Below are 18,323 nucleotides of genomic sequence, written 5' to 3' on the forward strand. Positions count from 1 at the left end.
CGCGCGCGTGGCGCGCCGGCAATCGCCGGCGCGCGTTGCGTGGGTCCGGGGGATGCGGTCTAACGACGCGCGCCGCGCGCACGTCGCATCCCAGCGCCACGAGCCGAATCGCGATGTCGTCCAACGAGCGCCTGCCGCGCGACTTCCATCTGGTCACCGCCGCGAACTTCGTCTTCTTCCTGAACTTCGCCTCGTTCTTCCTGCTGCCCGTGCATCTCCACGACCTCGGCGCGAGCGCCGAGACCATCGGCTACGTCATGGGGACGGCGGGCTTCGCCGGCATCGTCGTCCTGCCGTTCCTCGGCGTGCTCCTCGACCGCGTCGACCGGCGCCGGTTCGTGATCGCGGGCGGGGCGATCATGGCGACCGCGTCCTACGCGTACCTCCTGGTGCCGGGCGCGAGCCCGCTGATCTACGGGGTGCGGGTCGTGCAGGGCGTGGCGTTCACGGCGGCCTTCGTGACGGCGTCGACGCTCGCGGCCGAGCTCGCGCCGCGCGCGATCCGCGGTCGAGCGCTCGGGATCTTCGGCATCTCGACGCTGCTCACGCACGCGATCGCGCCGGCGATCGGCGAGGTGATCGCGAGCCGGTTCGGCTTCTCGGCGCTGTTCGCGTTCGCGGGAACACTCGGGCTCGGCTCGGTCGGCTTGAGCGCGATGGTGCGCGCTCCGCGGGCGCACGGCCCGGACCGTAGCGCGCCGGCGGGCGAGGGCTCGCTCCGCCGCGAGCCCGTGCTCTGGCTCGCGGCGGCGACGATGACGGCGTGCGGCATGGGCTTCGGCACGGTGCTGACCTTCGTGCCGACGTTCGTGCGCGCCGCCGGCATCGAGCGCGTCGCGCCCTTCTTCCTGTCGTACTCGCTCGCCGCGATCGCGGTGCGCATCGTCCTCGGCGGCCTCTCGGACCGCGTCGGGCGCCGGCCGGTGCTCTTCCCCGCCATGGCCGTGCTCGCCGCGGCGATCGCGACCCTCGGCCTGGTCGCGAGCGTGCCGGCGCTCGTCGCGGTCGGCCTCGCCTTCGGCGCGGGACAGGGCATGGTCTATCCGACCGCGAACGCGCTCATGGTCGACCTCAGCCATGCCGGGAACCTCGGACGGGTGCAGACCCTCTTCTCCGGGTCGTTCAGCGTCGGGGTCGCGATCAGCGCGTTCGTCTTCGGCGGCATCATCGAGCGCTTCGGCTACCCGCTCGCGTTCGCGGCCGCGTCGGCGTGCGTCGTCTGCGGCATGGGGCTGCTGCGGCTCGCACCCCCCTTGTCAGCCGCGATGGGGGTTGCGAATGTGCCGCGCGAGTCCCGGGAGGAGGCCCCATGTTGAGTCGTCTCGTGTCGCAGATGCTCGTCCTGGCCGCCGTCGCCGACACCGCGTCGGCCGGCGTCGTGATCGTCGGCACGTACACCGGCACGAAGACGCCGAAGGGCCGCACCGTCGAGTTCCGCATCCAGGACGGTCGCGGACGGATCTCGAGCCAGCCGGGCCAGTTCATCTACTACGACCACGGCAAGCGCACGGCCTACATCGTCGACATGGAGAAGAAGACCTCCTTCGCCGTCGACGAAGCGCGCGCCAAACAGATCAGCGCCCAGCTCGACGAGGCCCAGAAGATGATGGAGGCGAAGCTCAAGGATCTGCCCCCCGAGCAGCGCGCCATGGTCGAGAAGATGATGAAGGAGCAGGGCGGCGGCCGCCCGACCGGCGCCCGGAAGCCCCTCGACTTCCTCAAGGTCAGCGAGGACACGATCGGCGCCTGGCCGTGCGCGCGTTACCGAGCGTCGGGGGACGGCCGGAAGGTCGAGGTCTGCACCGCAGAGGCCGACGCTCTGAACATCCCGCCCGACGACGTGGCCGTCTTCGAGGGCTTCCTGGACCTGTCCGAGCGGATGGCCGGCGAGTCCGGACCAGGGGGCGGAGCCGCGGAGCGCGGGTACGAAGGCCTCCCGCTCGAGCGCAAGGAGCTGCGGGACGGGGTGGTCACCGACCGCTTCGTGATCGACAGCATCACCACCGAGTCGATGCCCGCCGAGGACCTGCGCGTTCCGAGCGGCCTCAAGGAAGTCACTCCTCCCGGTCCCCCCTCCGCCCGCTGAATCGTCCCGGCACCGAGCCTCTCTGCCTGCGGGATGGGCAGTCGCGGTCCAATTTCCAAGCAGCGATTCGTGGACCCGTTCCCTTGCCGCCGGCCGTCGGGATCCTCGCGCACATCGATTGCTCTACATCCAGTGGGTGGTTCTCCGTCCATCCGAATCCCCGGAGATCATCAAATTGAGGTGGAGATTGATCTCCACCCTCGGGGGTGGATCATAGACCCGCAATCGCACGGCATGTCGGTTGCTGATCGCTCCTTTCCGATCGGTTGCACCACACCCCAGCCGCGGCTTCACGCCGGAGGAGGAGCGTTTGATGAATCGGACCATTCGGAGAATCGGGTACGCCGCCCTGGGCGCCGTGCTCGCCATGGCGAGCTCGGCGGGCGCCGAGGAGGCCGCCGGGGCGGCGGCCGCCGCCCCTCCCACCTTCGACACCGGCGACACGGCCTGGATGCTCACCAGCACGGCGCTCGTGCTGATGATGACGATTCCCGGCCTCTTCCTCTTCTACGGCGGCCTCGTGCGGTCGAAGAACGTGCTCTCGACCGTCATGCACAGCTTCTTCTGCGCGGCGCTGGTCAGCGTGACCTGGGTGGTCTACGGCTACTCGCTCGCGTTCGGCCCGGACAAGGGCGGGTTCATCGGCGGCCTCGACTACGCCGGCATGAACGGCGTGCTCGGGACGGCGCAGGCGCTGGCGCCGACGATCCCGCACATCCTGTTCGTGGTCTACCAGGCGACCTTCGCGGTCATCACTCCCGCGCTGATCTCCGGCACGTTCGCCGAGCGCATCAGCTTCCCGGCCTTCGCGCTCTACATGCTGCTCTGGTCGACGTTCATCTACAGCCCGATCGCCCACTGGGTGTGGGGCGGCGGCTGGATCGGCGCCCAGATCGGTGCGCTCGACTTCGCGGGCGGCACCGTCGTTCACATCTCGAGCGGCATCTCGGCGCTCGTGACCGCGCTCTACCTCGGCAAGCGCATGGGTTATCCGCAGCAGCCGATGCCGCCCCACAACCTCGTCTTCTCGGCGATCGGCGCCTCGCTCCTCTGGGTCGGGTGGTTCGGCTTCAATGCGGGCAGCGCGGTCGCGTCGGGGGAGCTCGCGGCGACGGCCTTCCTCAACACCAACACCGCGGCCGCCGCGGCGACCCTCGGCTGGATGGCCGCGGAGTGGATGCGCTCGGGCAAGCCGACGCTGCTCGGCGCCGCGTCCGGCGCGGTCGCCGGTCTCGTCTGCATCACGCCGGGCGCGGGTTTCGTGACGCCGATGGCGTCGATCCTCATCGGCCTCGCGGGCGGCGTGGTCTGCTACTACGCCGTCAGCCTGAAGCCCACCTTCGGCTACGACGACGCGCTCGACGTGGTCGGCGTCCACATGGTGGGCGGAACGCTCGGCGCCATCCTCACCGGCGTCTTCGCGACCAAGGCCGTGAACTCCGCGGTGCCGACGCTCAGCCTCGGCCTCGACGGTGGTCTCCTCTACGGCCACCCGGAGATGGTGCTGAAGCAGGTCATCGCCGTCGCGGCGACCTACATCTTCTGCGGCGTCGGCACCCTCGTCATCCTCGTCGTCGTGAACGCCATCACGCCGCTCCGTCCGATCGCCGACGACGAGAGCATGGGGCTCGACCTCTCGCAGCACAGCGAGCAGGCCTACACCAGCTGATCGCGGCGCCGTCCGCATCGCCATGATCCGGCGCGCGCGCGACCGAGCGGCCTCGGTTGCGCGCGCGCCGTCATTCGTCTACTCGCGATGCGCGGCCGGCGCGCGCCTCGAGAGCGCGCTGCCGTTGACGAGTGACGAGAAGCATGGCGACGCGCATCGTTCTCGCGGATGACCACGCGATCTTCCGGCAGGGACTGCGCTCGCTCCTGCGTCAGCAGCCCGACGTCGAGGTCGTGGCCGAGGTCGAACGCGCGGCCGATCTCCTCGGCACGCTCGCCGTCACGCCCTGCGATCTCCTGCTGCTCGACCTGCAGATGGAGCGCTGGATGATGAACGACATCGAGCACCTCTCGAGCGTGACACGCGTCATCGTGCTCACGGCGAGCGAGCGGATCGAGGACGGGCTCGCCGCCATCCGGCTCGGCGCGCGCGCCATCGTCCAGAAGCGTTTCGGCGTCGAAACGCTCATGGAGGCGATCCGCGCCGTACAGGAAGGGCTCGTCTGGATGCCGGCGACGCTCCAGGCCGAGCTTGCCTCGCAGCTCCGGGGCGCGCCCGCCGTGAAGCTCACGACGCGCGAGGGCGAGGTCGTCCGCTGCGTCGCGCTCGGCATGCGCAACGCCGAGATCGCCGAGCGCTGTCAGATCAGCGAAGCGACCGTGAAGACGCACATCAACAACATCTTCGCGAAGCTCGACGTCCGCGACCGCGTCGAGCTCACGCGCTACGCCTTCCGCACGGGACTGCTCAGCCCGCGCGAGTGACCGCGCGCCGCGCGGCTACGCGTGCCCCGCGCCTTCGAGATCGACCAGGCAATACTCGGGCGTCAGCTCGAGGTACTCGGCGCGCGCGACCAGGCCGTCGAGCCTCCGGTAGACGAGGCCTTCGGCGACCTGGCCCCGCGGATTGCGGAAGCGGCGGCGGCGCGGCGGCTCGGCGACGATCCAGATCTCCGCTCCGTTGTGCTCGGGGGCCACACGCCAGGCGCCGTAGTCACCGGCGCGGACGCGGGCTTTGCGGAGGAGGGTGGCTTGGGGCTTCTCGCGTGCGTCCAGCATAGGCGCCGCGAAGCTGCATGACCGATGCCATGGACGAGCAGTAGGCAAATCGAGGGGTTTTCGCTACCTGGAGCGGGCGAGGCCGGCAAGAAACTGTCGGTCGCCGGGTCCTTTTGCCGGCGGCCTGACTCGCGGGAGGCGCCGTTGGCGATCGGAGTCGGCATCATCGGGACGGGCAAGCACGGGGGGCGCTACCTGCGGCACGTCGCGGACGTGCCGCGCCTCCGGGTGGCGGCGCTCTGCCGCCGCGACCGGGTCGCGGGGGAGCGGCAAGCGGCGGCCGTCGGCGCCCGCTTCCATGCCGACCCCGAAGCGCTCGTCGCCGACCCCGCCGTCGATCTCGTGGTGCTCGTCGTCCCTCCGACCCTGAACGTGCGGCTCGCGACCGCCGCCGCCCGCTCCGGGAAGGCGCTGCTCATCGAGAAGCCGCTCGCCCCCACGGTCGCCGAGTGCCGCGTCATCGCGGAGGAGGCCACGCGCGCCGGCGTGACCGCGATGGTCGCGCACACCCTCCGCTTCAACGGGGTGGTGCGCGCGCTCCGCGAGGCGCTGCCGTCGATCGGCCGGCTCCATGCCGCGGTGCTGACCCAGCGCTTCGAGCCGTCGGAGCTCGGGTGGCTCGATCGCCGCGCCGAGTCGGGCGGCGGCATCGTCCTCCACACGGGTGTCCACGGCTTCGACGCCCTCCGCTTCCTCACCGGCCGCGAGGCGATGCGTGTGAGCGCGGCGGCCGGGCGGGTCGCGACGCGCGACACCGAGGACAATTTCGCGGCGACGATTGCGCTCGACGACGGGATCCTGGCGCAGGTCGCGGGCTCGCGCGCCACCGTCGGTCGCGGCGGCGCGATCGAGCTCGCGGGGCGCGCGGGCCAGCTCGTCGGCGATCACGTCCACGGCATCGCGGCGCGCCTCGTCGGCACGACGCGCATGGAGCTCGCCATCGGCGCGCCGGCGATGACCGTCGAGGCGGTCCTCGCGGAGATGGCGGCGGCCCTCGTGCAGCGCCGGACCCCCGCGATCACGCTCGCCGACGGCGCCAAGTCCGTCGCCATCGCCGAAGCGTGCTATCGCTCGATCGCGAGCGGCCGCGCCGAGGCCGTCGAGCGCTGGTGAGGCCCGGACGCGGCGCCGCGGCCATGCGGTTCGTCGTGAACGCGCCGTAGCCGTCGGCGACGAGAAAGCGCGCGCGGCTGCGAGGATCGCGGCGACCGTCGCCTGCGAGCGCGCTTGCGAGGGCAATTCGCGCGGTCACGAGGCGGTGGGAGGGCGCATGGTCGAACGCGAGTTGTAAACACGAGCGCGCGCTCGTATCCCTACGCGGTCGCGAAGGAGGCCGCACTGCACGAAGCGCTGAGGGATCCGAAGGTGACGGCGACGTTGGATCGGCTGCACGCCGCCGCGAAGGGCGACCGTTGGGTGTTCCTGCGCGCGGCGCCGGCCGGGCTCTGGTCTGTGCTGACCGGCCGCTCGATGCTCGACGGCGTCCTGCCGTACTTGAAGGATGCCTACATTCCGATCTCGCCCGAGCAAGGCGAGCTCCTCTACCTCACCGCGCGCCTGATCGACGCGCGCACGATCGTCGAGTTCGGCACGTCGTTCGGCATCTCGGCGCTCTACCTTGCGGCAGCGGCGCGGGCGAACGGCGGGCGCTTCTTCGGCAGCGAGCGCGAGCCGAACAAGATCGCCTCCGCGCGCGCCAACCTCGCCGAGGCGGGGCTCGCCGACGTCGCCGAGGTGCGCGAGGGCGACGCCATGGAGACGTTCGCCGACCTGCCGCCGCCGGTCGACCTCGTGCTCCTCGACGGCTGGAAGGACCTCTATCTGCCCATGCTGCGGCTCCTGCAGCCGAAGCTCCGCAAGGGTACCGCCGTGTTCGCCGACAACATCTTCACCTTCCCGAAGGAGCTCGCGTCGTACGTCGCCTTCGTGCGCGATCCGGCCAACGGCTTCGAGTCCACGACGATTCCGCTCGGGCACGGCCTCGAATACTCGGTGCGGGTGCGCTGAGCGCGGCGCGCGGGCGTGCTCCGAGGTCGCGGTCCGACCGCGCTTTTCATCCCTCCCGCGTGACCGTGCCCGCGCCCGCGTCGAGGACGAGGCGCTCGCCGTCGCGGAGGCGGCGGGTGGCGTCGAGCACCCCGACGAGCGCCGGGATGCCGAGTTCGCGAGCCACGATCGCTCCGTGCGAGAGGATGCCGCCGGCCTCGAGCACGAGACCGGCGGCGCGTTCGAGGACCGAGGTCCATCCCGGATCGGTGTAGACGGCGACGAGCACGTCGCCGGCGGCGACGCGCTCGAAGTCGCGTGGATCGCGGACGATCCGGGCCGGGCCGACGCAGCGTCCGGGCGCGCCGAGCTCGCCGGCGAGGACGCGGTCGTCGTTCGCGCCCACCCGCGCCGGCGGCGTCGCGACGTCGAGCGTCTCGGGCGGGGGGGCCGCCGCGTCGCGCGCCGCCGCCTCGCGCCGCGCCGCGATCCGCGCCGCGAGCGGAGCCGGATCGTCGAGGGCGAGCACGAGCTCTTCGACGTCGAGCCAGAAGACGTCGTCGGCGGCCGCGACCCTGCCGCGTGCGACGAGGGTCGCTCCGAGGGCGCGTACGACCTGGCGGAGTCGCGCGAGGAAGAAGTCGGCGTGATACCGCATGTTCTCGCGGAGCGCGTAGTAGCGCTGCGCGTAGTCGAGGAGCCAGCCGAACGCAGCGCGGCGGGCGGCGCCGGTCGGGCCTCCGCCGAAGGCGGCGAGGAAGCGCGCGGTCGCCGCGAGCCGGCGCTCGACCAACGCGGCGCGATCGAGCGCGGCGTCCGTCCCGGCGGCGAGCGCGAGCTCGACGACCATCGCGGGCGATTCGGCCCAGGTCGGGCACGAGAGGTCGCGGCCGGTCAGGCGATGCCCGTGCTGGTCGAGGAAGCGGCGAAACGCCCGCGCGGCGGCGCCGCCGTCGTCACGGAGGAGGAGCGCGGCGGCGGTCTCGAGGTCGTGGGCGGATACCGCGGCGCCGACACGCGGCTCGGCGCGGAACAGGCGCGCGAGCGTGTGGAGGTCGTAGTGCGCCTCCAGGGACGCGACGCCGGGGACGCCGACCGTGAGGGCCGCCAGATCCTCGGGACGCCCTGGCGCCCAGCGCCGGCCGAGCTCGTGCACGAGATGGAAGAAGACGTAGGCGAAGACCATCCCCCAGCTCACCACGTCGAGGAAGCGACCGAGACGCTCGGCGACGTGGACGAGCTCGTCGCGGAGGTTGCGCGGCGATGGTTCGGCGCCGAACGTGCCTCGGTTCTGGAACCCGCGCCGGACCTCGATGCACTCGCGGTCGAAGGCGGCGGCGCGCTCCCAGGGCGCCCAGGCGGGCTCGTTCCGCCAGGCACGCTCGGCGATCGCGAGCGCCCGGAGGCCGCCGCCGATCCACGACGCGCCCGATCCGAGCCCGGCGCGCGCGACGCCCGGAAGGAGGCCGAGAAGCCCCTCGCTGCGGAGCCCGGCGGGCAGGAGGCGGAGCGTCTCGGCGACGAGCGCCCCGTTCACGTAGACGTGGCTCGCGTGGTGCCGGAGCGCCGGCATCGCGGCGAGCGCGTCCAACCCCGCGGCTTGCAAGGGGCGGCGCATCATGTGCTCCGCCATCGGCTCCGCGAGGAGGGAATAGGTGAGCGGCGTCACCGGCCCGCTCCAGAGCTCGCTGGCGATCCGGCGCGTCCAGAGGGGTGGAGGAATGAGAAAGGTGCTTGACATTACAGGGTCATCCGCCTACTTCTGAACGGCCGTTCATTTCTGAATTGAAGCTCACCAGCCCCATGCCGACACGTACAGCGACCCTCGCCAACCTCGATGATCGGAGCCGGCAGGACCGCCGCCGCGCCCGCACCCGGAGCCGGCTCCTCGCGGCGGCCAAGCGGATGCTCGCGACCAAGGGATTCCACGGCACCAAGATCGCGGACATCGCGGCCGCCGCCGACGTCGGCACCGGCACGTTCTACCTGTACTTCCCCACCAAGGATGCGCTCTTCGCCGACCTCGTGCGCGAAACCGCGCTCGCCGCCAAGGAGGCGATGGACGCCGCCAAGGCCGCGCACGCGAATCCGGTGGAGCGTGCCCGCGTCGGCGGCGAGACCTTCTTCCGGTTCGCCGCCGAGAACCGCGACGTCTTCAAGATCCTCTTCGGCCACAGCGCGCATTTCAACGAGCTCTTGCGCGAGGTCCATCAGATCTTCGTGGCCGACATCGAGCAGGATTTCGCCGCCGGCGTCGCCGCCGGCGCGTTCCGCGACCTCCCCCCGGCGTTCGCCGCCCAGGCGATCGTCGGGTTGCTCACGCAAGTCGTGTCCTGGTGGATCGACCGCCGGGACGTCTCCATCGAAGAGATCACGTCCATGACTCACCGCATGCTCACGCAGGGCACGACGGTGCAAGGAGAACACCCATGACCGAGCCCGCCGTCGCCGCGAGCGACCTCGACGCCGTCGAGGACTTCACCGAGCGCCTCTCGACCACCTTCGACACCTGCTACACGTGGTCGTACGACTCGTTCAAAGCCGGTCTCCGCGCCCTCTACGACAAGGCCAAGCAGAATCAGTGGGACCAGGCGACCGCGCTCGACTGGTCGATCGACGTCGATCCCGAGGCCGAGAACCTTCCCGACATGAACAACCCGCTCTTCGGGACGCGCCTCTGGGCGAAGCTCACCGAGCGCGAGATCCGGAAGTTCCGCCAGGAGCAGCTCTCGTGGAGCCTCTCGCAGTTCCTGCACGGCGAGCAGGGGGCGCTCCTCGCGACCGCGCAGATCGTCGACGCGGTGCCGTGGATGGACGCCAAGTACTACGCAGCGACGCAGGTGATGGACGAGGCGCGCCACGTCGAGACCTACGACCACTACCTGCGCGACAAGGTCAAGAAGGAATACCCGATCAACCCGCACTTGAAGACGCTGCTCGACCAGATCCTCACCGACTCGCGCTGGGACATGAAGTACCTCGGCATGCAGATCCTGGTGGAAGGCCTCGCCATGGCGGCCTTCGGGCTCATGGAGAAGTTCTCGAACGAGCCGCTCTTGAAGCAGCTCACGCAGTACATCATGCGCGACGAGTCGCGCCACGTGGCATTCGGCGTGCTGTCCCTCGAGGGCGTGTACAAGGACTTCAACGAGCGCGAGCTCCGCGAGCGCGAGGAGTTCACCTACGAGGGCTGCCGCCTCATGCGCGACCGCCTCTACGCGGTGGAGGTGTGGCAGGAGATGGGGCTGCCGATCGAGGAGACGCACCAGATCGTGATGCAGTCCGAGATCATGCGCGAGTTCCAGAAGATGCTGTTCTCGAAGGTGGTGCCGAACTGCAAACGGCTCGGGCTTCTCACCCCGTGGGTGCGCGAGCGGTTCCACGAGCTCGACATCCTGAAGTTCGAGCACGAAGAAGCGAGCGCGTAACACCCGTCGTGGCGAGCGTCGGGCTTGAGGTCTCCCGGCGACTCGGTAAGGTCGTACCCATGAGCGTCGAGCAGCTCCGTGCGGCGGACGCGGCGTATTTCTACCTGGAGACGCCGAGCCAGCACATGCACGTGACGGCGACCATGTTGTTCGAGCCGCCGGGCGTTCGCCTGCCGGACGGCGAGGCTCCCGACGCGCAGATGGTCGCCGCATCCACGGCCGAGCGCCTCGCGCGTCGCCTCGCGTCGGAGCCGACCTTTCGCAAGCGGCTCGTCGAGGCGCCGCTCACGATCACCCATCCCGCCTGGGTGCAGGCCTCCGAGTTCGATCTCCGCGACCACTTGCGTCTGGTGACGCTGCCGCCGCCGGGATCGCGCGAGCAGCTGCTGGAGCACGTCGGCCGCATCGCCGGCACGCCGCTCGCCCGCGAGCGGCCGCTCTGGGAGCTGTGGGCCCTGGCCGGAGTGGAAGGCGGCCTGGTGGGCATCGTGCTGAAGGTCCATCATTCCATGGTCGACGGCGTCTCCGGCGTCGAGCTCTTGGGACGCCTCTTCGCCGACGCCTACCTGAGCGGCGCGCCCGAGGCGCCCGCCGCCGGGCCGACCGAGCCGTCGCTCCCCGAGCTCGCCGCGTCGGTGCTATCGTCGGCGTTGGCGCTGCCGCTGCGGGTGTACCGCACGCTGGCGCGAACCGTTGCCGCTCTCGGACCCGTGATGCGCACCGCGATCGAGAACGCCAATGCCGACGCGGCGCCGACGCTGCCGTTTTCGGCGCCGCGCACCCTCCTGAACCGGGCGCTCACCGCGGAGCGCCGGGTCGCGTTCGGAAGCGTGCCTCTCGCCGCGGTGAAGGAGGTGAAGGCCGCCTTCGGCGTGACGGTGAACGACGTGGTGCTCGCCGGCTCCGCGCTGGCGCTCGGCGAGTACCTGCGCGCGCACGGTGAAACGCCGGGCCGACCGCTGGTCGCCAGCGTGCCCGTCTCCGAGCACGGCGCCCCCGGGGCCGGGCCGGCGACCAACCGCGTCTCCGTGATGTTCGTCGGCCTGCCGGTGCACCTCACGCGCGTGGAGGACGTTCTGGCGTTCGTGCACGGGCAGACGAGCGGCGCCAAGAAGATCCACGGGTCGTTCGGCGCGACGATGCTCGCCGAATGGGTCGATCTCGCGCCGCCGGCGCTGTTCGCCGCGGCGATGGGGCTCTACTCGCGCTGGCGGCTCGCGGACCGCTTGCCGCCGCCCCATAGCGTGGTGATCTCGAACGTTCCGGGGCCGCCGTTCTCACTGTCGGTCGGGAACGCCCGGCTCGTCGCGGCATATCCGATCGGTCCCGTGCTCGAAGGTGCGGGCGTCAACATCAGCGTGGTGAGCTACATCGACACGATCCACGTCGGGTTGGCCACCTGCCCGCGCGCGGTGCCGGACCCGGCCAAGCTCGCCGAGGGCATCGTGCGCGCCGTAGGCGCCATGCAGGAGGCGGCGCGCCGCCCCCGGGATACGGAGCGCGTCCGTACCTCCGGAAGCGGCGCGTGATGCGCTAGTCCTCGTACTTGAAGGAGACCTTGACCTTCGCCCGGTAGAGGGTGACCTTGCCGTCCTCCACCGTCATGTCCAGTTGGACGATCTCGGCAACGCGGAGATCGCGCAGGGTCTTCGCGGCGCGCTCGACGGCGACCTTGGCCGCCTTCTCCCAGGAATCGGGGCTGGTGCCGACGAGCTCGATGATCTTGTACACGCTGTCCGCCATGGGACACCTCCTTGTCGGGTTGGGTTCAATTGGGCCAACGAACGCCCACGAGCCTACTCCCAAGAACCGCGCCAACGAAATCTCCTCGTCCCGGCGGTCCCGTTTTCCCAGGCCTGCGTGAGACGGGGCGGGCCGCCTCCCCGCGCGCGGGAAACGCGCCGGGGTCAGCCGGCGAGGCGGCAGACCAGCAGGATCTCGTCGGCCCGCTCGAGATCGACGAGGCCCCGGGTCAACACGAGCTTGCGTTCGAAGCGGAGCGCTAGCGGCATGAAGACGTGGTTGTACCACCAGATCGCCCGGCCGCGGCGGTGCACGAGGAACCACATCCCGCAGTCGATGAGCCGGGACGACTTCGGCTGCATCGAGTGCTCGGCCGTCTGCTCGACCACCAGCCCGTGTCGGTCGAGCATGGCGAGCAGGCGTGCGGGCTCGTAGCGGCGACAGTGCCCGACCAGCTCGTCGAGCATCGTCCAGCGCTCGGGGTGCAGGGGGATCGAGAGGAGGAACGTCGCGCCCGGCGCCGCGGTCCGGGTGAGCTCGCCGAGCGCCGCGTCGTCGTCCTCGACGTGCTCGACGATGTCGAGCGCGCAGACCAGCTGGAAGCGCCGGCTCGGAAACGGCAGGGCCGTGATCGACGCGCGCGTCGCGTGACCGCCGTGCGCGCGGAGCGCGGCGACCGCCGGGCCGCTGATGTCGGCGAAGTGCGTGCCCGCGATCGGCAGGCGCGGCCGCAGCCCGGGCGCCACCTCGAGCCGCCGCGTTGCCCCGGCGGCGAGGTCGCGGACGAGCGGCCAGGTGTTGAAACGCTCGGGGCCGATCAGGCGCGACTCGCGCCAGAGGTCGTCGAAGAACCGCTGGTTGGTCGTGCGGAGATCCTGGTCGCTGCGCGGGCGCGCGGGTCCGGTCACGCGCCGCTCGGTTCCCGACCGCGAAGAACTTCGGGTCGCACGCCCCGGCCTCAGCCGAGCACGCCGTCGGCGGCGAGGCGGGCGATCTCCTCGTCATCGACGCCGAGCTCCGCCAGCACCTCGAACGTGTGCGCGCCGGCCTCGGGTGCGCCGCCGCGCGGACCGACGTCGGCGCCCGCGATGTGGAACGGCGTGCCGATCGTCTCGAAGCGGCCGAACGTCGGATGGTCGATCTCGGTGATCCACCCCATGGCGCGCGCCTGCGGGTCGGCGATGACGTCGGGGAGTGTCGCGACGGGCGCCCAGATGAGGCCGTGGGCGTCGAGCCGCGCCGCCCACTCCGCGCGCGGCCTGGTCGCGAACGCCGCGGCGATCGCAGCCGTCAGCTCGACCGTCTCGTCGCGCCGCTTCGCGAGCGAATCGTAGCGCGGATCGCTTCCCCACTGCGGCTTTCCGAGCGCGGCGCAGAAGCGCGGCCAGTACGGATCGGGCTGCGGCATGACGAGCAGGATCCACTCGCCGTCGCGGCATTGGTACGAGTTCCAGATCGGGTTCGCCGGGCGTGAGCGGTCGTGCCGGCGCGGCTGCTCGCGCTGCACGAGCGCGGCCTGGAAGTCGGTCGCGAGCGTGTACATGCCCGTGCCCTGCAACGTGACCTCGACGTACTGCGCTTCGTCGGTGCGGTCGCGAACGCGGAGCGCGGCGAGTACGGCGGCGAGGACGTTGAGCGCGGTCGTGTGGTCCCCTTGTCCGGCGCGGCAGAGCGGGGGCGGCGAGGGCGGCTCGCCGACGAGGCCCATGATGCCCGTGCGCGCCCAGAAGGCCGCGTAGTCGAAGCCGGGTCGGCCCGCGTCGGGACCGCGGCGTCCGTAGCCGCTGAAGGCGGTGTAGACGACGCGCGGGTTCACGGTGCGCACGTCGTCGAAGTCGAGGCCGTAGCGTACGCAGCGCGGTTGGATGAGGTTCGTGAGGAACACGTCGAACGTGGCGGCGAGCCGCCGCACGAGCGCGGGACCGCCGGGGCGATCGAGCGCGACCGTCACGGAGCGTTTGCCGCGGTTGTCGCACTCGAAGGCGTAGTTGTGCTCGAAGGGCCGCGAGTAGCCCATCGACGTCATGCGGTAGCCGCGAAAGACGTCGCCTTCGGGCGGCTCGATCTTGACGACCTCGGCGCCGAGATCCGCCATGAGCGCGCCCGCGGCGGGCGCCGCGAGCCAGTTCGCGACCTCGAGCACGCGAATGCCGGAGAGCGGGGCGATGCGGGACGCGGTCATCGGGCTCGCATATGCGCGCGCCGGAGCGACCGCAAGCGGGCGCACGCCGTCGCCGCTCAGCGCAGCAGGAGCGGCAGCGCGCGGATGCCCGCGATCACCGACGACTCGGTGCGCACGACCTCACCCGCGAGCTCGACCGTCGCGAAGCGTTCGAGGAGCTTCTCGAGGAGCGCCCGACCTTCGAGGCGGGCGAGCGCGGCGCCGAGGCAGACGTGCGGGCCGAAGCCGAACGCCACGTGCGGGTTCGGGGTGCGGTCGACCTGGAACTCGCCGGCGTTCGAGCCGAACACGGACTCGTCGCGGTTGGCCGATGCGTAGAGCATCAGGACCGGCTCACCGGCCGCGATCGCGACGCCGCCGAGCTCGGTCGCGCGCGTCGCCGTCCGCATGAACGAGATGACGGGGGTCGTCCAGCGCAGCCACTCCTCGACCGCCGGCGCCACGAGCGCCGGCTCGGCGCGTAGGCGCGCCCACGCCTCCGGGCGCGTCGCGAGCGCCGCCATCCCGCCCGAGATCATGTTGCGGGTGGTCTCGTTGCCGGCGATCAGGAGCTGCTCCTGGAACAGGAGGATCTCGTCGTCGGTGAGGCGGTCGCCGTCGATCGCGGCGTTGGCGAGCGCGGTCGTGAGGTCGTCGCCGTCGACGCCGCGCCGGGCGATGGTCGCGGCGAGGAGCGTCGTGCGCTGATCCGCGCGGGCCGCCTCGATCTCCTCCCGCGTCATGGGCGTCGATCCGGGGATCGCCGCGTCCGACCAGCGCAGGACGCGCGCGTCGTCGACGTGGTCGAGTCCGAGGAGCTCGCGGATGATCGCCACCGGGAAGGGGATCGCGACCGCTTCGGTGAAGTCGACGGTCGTGCCCGCGGTGAGCCGCTCGACGAAGGCGCCCGCGCGCGTCCGCACCCGCGTCTCGAGCGCGCGCATCACGCGCGGAGCGAACCCGGGCTGGACGAGGTTCCGATACCGGGAGTGCTCCGGCGCGTCGGTGTGCATCATCGTGGGCGGGAACGGGTAGGTGACGCCGATCTCCACCGCGAGGACGCCCTGCGAGGAGCAGAAGGTCGCGGGGTCGCGCGAGACCGTCATGACGTCGGCGTGATGGGCGAGAGCCCAATAGCGGAACACGGGGTTCCACAGGACCGGTGCCTCGCGACGCAGGCGCGTGAGGTGCGGCCCCGGATCGCCGGCCCAGAAGGCGGGGTCGTTGAGCGGCGCCCAGAGCTCCTCGGGCGCGTTCCTGGGATCGACGGTCATTGCTCGCGGCCGGGCATCGGTCGGCGTCGCCGGTGCCCGTTCAGAGCGTCGTCCACAGCACCCGGAGCGCCATGAGGACGGTCGCCGACGTCGCGACGACGAAGCTCACCGCCCGCCACGGCTGGATGTGATGCATGTAGCAGTAGGTGTGCGCCAGGCGCGCGAGCGTGAAGGTCCAGCAGAAGACCTTGGCGCCGAAGGGCGACGCGCCCGTCAGCACGTAGACGAGGCCGACCGCGAAGAAGATCGGAATGGCTTCGAGGTCGTTCCGTTGGATGCGGAGCGCGTGCGCGACCTCGGGGTGCTCCTGGTCGCCGGCGGTCGCGCCCGGCGGTCCGAACGTGGCGGCGTCCTCGGCGTTGATGAAGCCTCGGGTCCGCGAGCGTTGCGTGCCGGTGTAGACGGCCGAGAACACCATCTTCAGGCCGAGGATGGCGGTGCAGAAGGCGTAGGTCCGAAAGGCGGGATTGGCCAACAAGGTTTCCACGCGCGTCCTCCCTCGTGAGCGGTCGTCGCTCGCCAGTGCCATGCGTCCGGGTGACGGTCAATGGCGCGCGCCGCGCGGGTCGACCTCCGGGCGCGGCCCGCGCGGCGCGTGGCGCGGGTCGCGGCGCGCGTGTAGGAAGTCCGGCGATGCGGTCGTCGCCGGTCCGCGCGGTAGTCGTCGCGCTCGTGCTCCTCCTCGCCGCGTGCACGCCCGCGGCGCGCATGCATGGACCGTGCACGGACGACGGCGCGGTCGACGAGGCGCGCAAGCTCACCGCGGTCGTCGCCGCGTTCACCGAGGCGCGCAAGCGCGTCGACCCGTACTGGGCCTACTACTTCGGCATCGAGGACGATCTCCCGAAGTTCGGCGACTATCCGAGCCCCGAGCAGCGCGAGCGCTCTCGCCGGACGTACGAGACCGCGCTCGCGGCCCTCGGCGCGGTTCGGCCCGAGCGGCTCGCGCCTCGCGATCGCCGGACCTTCTCACTCTTTCGCGGGGATGTGGAGGTGTCGCTCCTCGGCTTCGATTTCCCGAGCGAGCTTCTCGACTTCACCCAGATGGACAACCGCGCCCTCCGCTTCCTCGACGACACCAATCCGGCGCTCACCGACTTTCCGTTCGACTCGGTCGCGCACTACGAGGCCTTCCTCGCCCGCGCCGACGGCTTCCCGGCGTACGTCGACCGGCAGATCGCGACACTTCGGCGCGGCATCGCCGCGGGGATCGTCCAGGAGTGCGGCATCGTCGACGCCTCGCGGAAGACCTACGCGGCGGCGCTCGCGGCGGCGGACGAGGCCCATCCGTTCTGGCGTCCGATGACGGTGATGCCGGCGGAGTTCGCTGCCGCCGACCGGGCGCGGATCGGCGCCGGCTTCCGGCGCGCGATCGCCGACCTGATCGTGCCCGGCTACCGGAAGCTCGACGCGTTCCTGCGCGACGAGTACCGCCCGCGTTGCCGTCGCAGCCTCGGGCTCGGCGGCCTGCCGCGCGGGGGCGAGTGGTACGCGTACGCGATCCTCGCCAATACCGATCTGCCGCTCGCGGCGGCCGACGTACACCGGATCGGCCTCCGCGAGGTGGCACGCATCCGCGCAGAGATGGACGCGATCCGGCGCGAGGTCGGCTTCGCGGGCTCGCGCGCAGCCTTCCTCGCCGCGTGGCGCCGGGCGCCCGCGAACCGCTTCCGCGACGCGGACGAGATGTTCGCGGCGTTCCGCGGAGTGAAGCGCGAGATGGACGCGCTCACGCCGCGCTGGTTCCACCTGCGCCCGACGAGCGACTACGAGATCGTGTCGGCGAGCAACCCGCGGAGCGCCGCCGCGAGCTACTCCGGACCGACCGACACCGTGCCGCGCGGCCGTCTCGTCCTCAACACGATGAACCTCGCCGCCGTCGCCAGGGACCGCGTGCCGACGCTCTCGCTCCACGAGGCGGTCCCGGGACATCACTTCCAGATCGCGCTCGCCTTCGAGATGAAGGACCGGCTGTCCGAGTACCAGCGGAAGATCTTCGGCTCGACCGCGTTCGTCGAGGGATGGGCGCTCTATGCCGAGAGGCTCGGGCGCGAGATGGGCGTCTACCGGACGCCGATGCAGCGGCTCGGCAACCTGAACGACGAGATGCTGCGCGCGGTGCGCCTCGTCGCGGACACCGGCATCCATGCGTACGGCTGGTCGCGGGCGCGCGCCCGCGCCTACATGCGCCGGAACCTCGCGCACGATCCGGGCGACATCGCCGTCGAGGTCGATCGCTACGCGGTCTGGCCGGGCCAGGCGCTCGCCTACAAGATCGGTGAGCTCGAGATCCGCGCCCTCCGCCAGCGGGCGGAGACGGGGCTCGGCGCGGCATTCGACGTCCGCGAGTTCCACGACGTCGTGATCGGGAACGGCACGGTGTCGCTCGGTGTGCTGCGGAGCCAGGTCGAGGAGTGGCTCGCGACGAAGCGCGCGGATTGACCCGTCCGCGCCACGGGGTCTGGGTTCCACGATCGGCTGGCCGTCGCAGGTGCTCGCGCCGGTGACGACCGTCCCGGGACCAGCAACGGCCTGTTCGTCGCCTTTGCCCGCGACGGAGACCGAGGACAAGGCACCGGCACCGACTCAGGACGGCATCCACCAGCGGCCGAGGTCCAGCTCGATCGCCTCGAAGGGCTCGGCATGTACGCGCGCGTCGCCGCCATGGGTGCTAGCCTCGTCGCCGACCTTGATGTTGCTGATCATGTCGATCAACTGGCCGAGGCGCGTCTTGTCGAGCGCGGGGCGGGCGTAGTCCCTGGGCAGCACGCCCTTGAGCGCGGGATTGTCGCGCTCGATCCCGGCCATCGCGTCGTCCACGAGCTGGCCGACGGTGCTCTGGCAGGCCTGGGCCTTCAGGTGCTGCCAGCGCGCTTCGGGCGGCACCCTGAAGATCGAGAGCGCGCGGTACTCGTCGG

Annotated in this window: 17 protein-coding genes and 1 pseudogene; 10 read left to right on the forward strand and 8 right to left on the reverse strand. The window is 71.3% G+C overall.

Translation table 11 applies throughout. The annotated features are described in order from the left end of the window. Nucleotides 1-113: 113 nt before the first annotated feature. From IT293_14400 to IT293_14415, 4 genes are all read left to right on the forward strand, one after another. Nucleotides 114-1,316, forward strand: a complete 1,203-nt coding sequence (locus IT293_14400; GenBank protein ID MCC6765845.1) for an MFS transporter — start codon at nt 114-116, stop codon at nt 1,314-1,316. After that, nucleotides 1,310-2,086: a hypothetical protein gene (locus IT293_14405; GenBank protein ID MCC6765846.1), complete on the forward strand. Its 777-nt coding sequence runs from the start codon at nt 1,310-1,312 to the stop codon at nt 2,084-2,086. The genes IT293_14400 and IT293_14405 overlap by 7 nt, the downstream gene beginning before the upstream one ends. A 367-nt stretch (nt 2,087-2,453) precedes the next feature. Then, nucleotides 2,454-3,755, forward strand: a complete 1,302-nt coding sequence (locus tag IT293_14410) for an ammonium transporter (protein ID MCC6765847.1) — start codon at nt 2,454-2,456, stop codon at nt 3,753-3,755. Between the two features lie 143 nt (nt 3,756-3,898). Beyond that, the gene (locus IT293_14415; GenBank protein ID MCC6765848.1) at nt 3,899-4,519 is read left to right on the forward strand and encodes a response regulator transcription factor; all 621 of its coding nucleotides are present in this window, start codon (nt 3,899-3,901) and stop codon (nt 4,517-4,519) included. 15 nt (nt 4,520-4,534) lie between these two features. On the opposite strand, the gene IT293_14420 is transcribed toward IT293_14415, so the two are convergent. After that, nucleotides 4,535-4,813: a hypothetical protein gene (locus tag IT293_14420; GenBank protein ID MCC6765849.1), complete on the reverse strand. Its 279-nt coding sequence runs from the start codon at nt 4,811-4,813 to the stop codon at nt 4,535-4,537. A 144-nt stretch (nt 4,814-4,957) separates the two neighbouring features. On the opposite strand from IT293_14420, the gene IT293_14425 reads away from it, so the two are divergent. Continuing rightward, entirely contained in the window at nt 4,958-5,926 is a 969-nt protein-coding gene (locus IT293_14425; GenBank protein ID MCC6765850.1) for a Gfo/Idh/MocA family oxidoreductase, read from the forward strand. A 225-nt stretch (nt 5,927-6,151) separates the two neighbouring features. Continuing rightward, nucleotides 6,152-6,820 carry a class I SAM-dependent methyltransferase gene (locus IT293_14430; GenBank protein ID MCC6765851.1) on the forward strand — a complete coding sequence of 223 codons (669 nt, stop codon included), beginning with the start codon at nt 6,152-6,154 and terminating at the stop codon, nt 6,818-6,820. A 46-nt stretch (nt 6,821-6,866) separates the two neighbouring features. Here the strand turns inward: IT293_14430 and IT293_14435 are convergent, their stop codons facing one another. After that, nucleotides 6,867-8,540 carry a hypothetical protein gene (locus IT293_14435; GenBank protein MCC6765852.1) on the reverse strand — a complete coding sequence of 558 codons (1,674 nt, stop codon included), beginning with the start codon at nt 8,538-8,540 and terminating at the stop codon, nt 6,867-6,869. Between the two features lie 62 nt (nt 8,541-8,602). On the opposite strand from IT293_14435, the gene IT293_14440 reads away from it, so the two are divergent. From IT293_14440 to IT293_14450, 3 genes are read left to right on the forward strand one after another with little or no spacing between them, the layout of a single operon-like run. Further along, nucleotides 8,603-9,232: a TetR/AcrR family transcriptional regulator gene (locus IT293_14440; protein MCC6765853.1), complete on the forward strand. Its 630-nt coding sequence runs from the start codon at nt 8,603-8,605 to the stop codon at nt 9,230-9,232. After that, nucleotides 9,229-10,227: a ferritin-like domain-containing protein gene (locus IT293_14445; protein ID MCC6765854.1), complete on the forward strand. Its 999-nt coding sequence runs from the start codon at nt 9,229-9,231 to the stop codon at nt 10,225-10,227. The genes IT293_14440 and IT293_14445 overlap by 4 nt, the downstream gene beginning before the upstream one ends. 59 nt (nt 10,228-10,286) lie before the next feature. Next, entirely contained in the window at nt 10,287-11,756 is a 1,470-nt protein-coding gene (locus IT293_14450) for a wax ester/triacylglycerol synthase family O-acyltransferase (protein ID MCC6765855.1), read from the forward strand. Between the two features lie 4 nt (nt 11,757-11,760). On the opposite strand, the gene IT293_14455 is transcribed toward IT293_14450, so the two are convergent. From IT293_14455 to IT293_14475, 5 genes are all read right to left on the reverse strand, one after another. Next, nucleotides 11,761-11,970, reverse strand: coding sequence for a dodecin domain-containing protein (locus IT293_14455; protein ID MCC6765856.1), 210 nt, complete (start codon nt 11,968-11,970; stop codon nt 11,761-11,763). 164 nt (nt 11,971-12,134) lie between these two features. Beyond that, the gene (locus tag IT293_14460) at nt 12,135-12,878 is read right to left on the reverse strand and encodes a methyltransferase domain-containing protein (GenBank protein MCC6765857.1); all 744 of its coding nucleotides are present in this window, start codon (nt 12,876-12,878) and stop codon (nt 12,135-12,137) included. A gap of 50 nt (nt 12,879-12,928) precedes the next feature. Next, nucleotides 12,929-14,152: a CoA transferase gene (locus IT293_14465; protein MCC6765858.1), complete on the reverse strand. Its 1,224-nt coding sequence runs from the start codon at nt 14,150-14,152 to the stop codon at nt 12,929-12,931. A gap of 56 nt (nt 14,153-14,208) precedes the next feature. Then, a complete protein-coding gene (locus IT293_14470; GenBank protein ID MCC6765859.1) occupies nt 14,209-15,405 on the reverse strand; it encodes a cytochrome P450 in 1,197 nt (398 codons plus the stop codon). A gap of 40 nt (nt 15,406-15,445) precedes the next feature. Further along, the gene (locus IT293_14475) at nt 15,446-15,892 is read right to left on the reverse strand and encodes an MAPEG family protein (GenBank protein MCC6765860.1); all 447 of its coding nucleotides are present in this window, start codon (nt 15,890-15,892) and stop codon (nt 15,446-15,448) included. Between the two features lie 146 nt (nt 15,893-16,038). On the opposite strand from IT293_14475, the gene IT293_14480 reads away from it, so the two are divergent. After that, complete coding sequence (locus tag IT293_14480) at nt 16,039-17,847, forward strand: DUF885 domain-containing protein (protein MCC6765861.1); 1,809 nt, start codon at nt 16,039-16,041, stop codon at nt 17,845-17,847. A 228-nt stretch (nt 17,848-18,075) separates the two neighbouring features. Here the strand turns inward: IT293_14480 and IT293_14485 are convergent. Beyond that, nucleotides 18,076-18,300 (reverse strand): annotated as a pseudogene (locus IT293_14485) (SAM-dependent DNA methyltransferase). Nucleotides 18,301-18,323: the final 23 nt, after the last annotated feature.

The sequence above is a fragment of the Deltaproteobacteria bacterium genome, assembly GCA_020848745.1.
Taxonomy (GTDB): domain Bacteria; phylum Desulfobacterota; class Binatia; order UTPRO1; family UTPRO1; genus UTPRO1.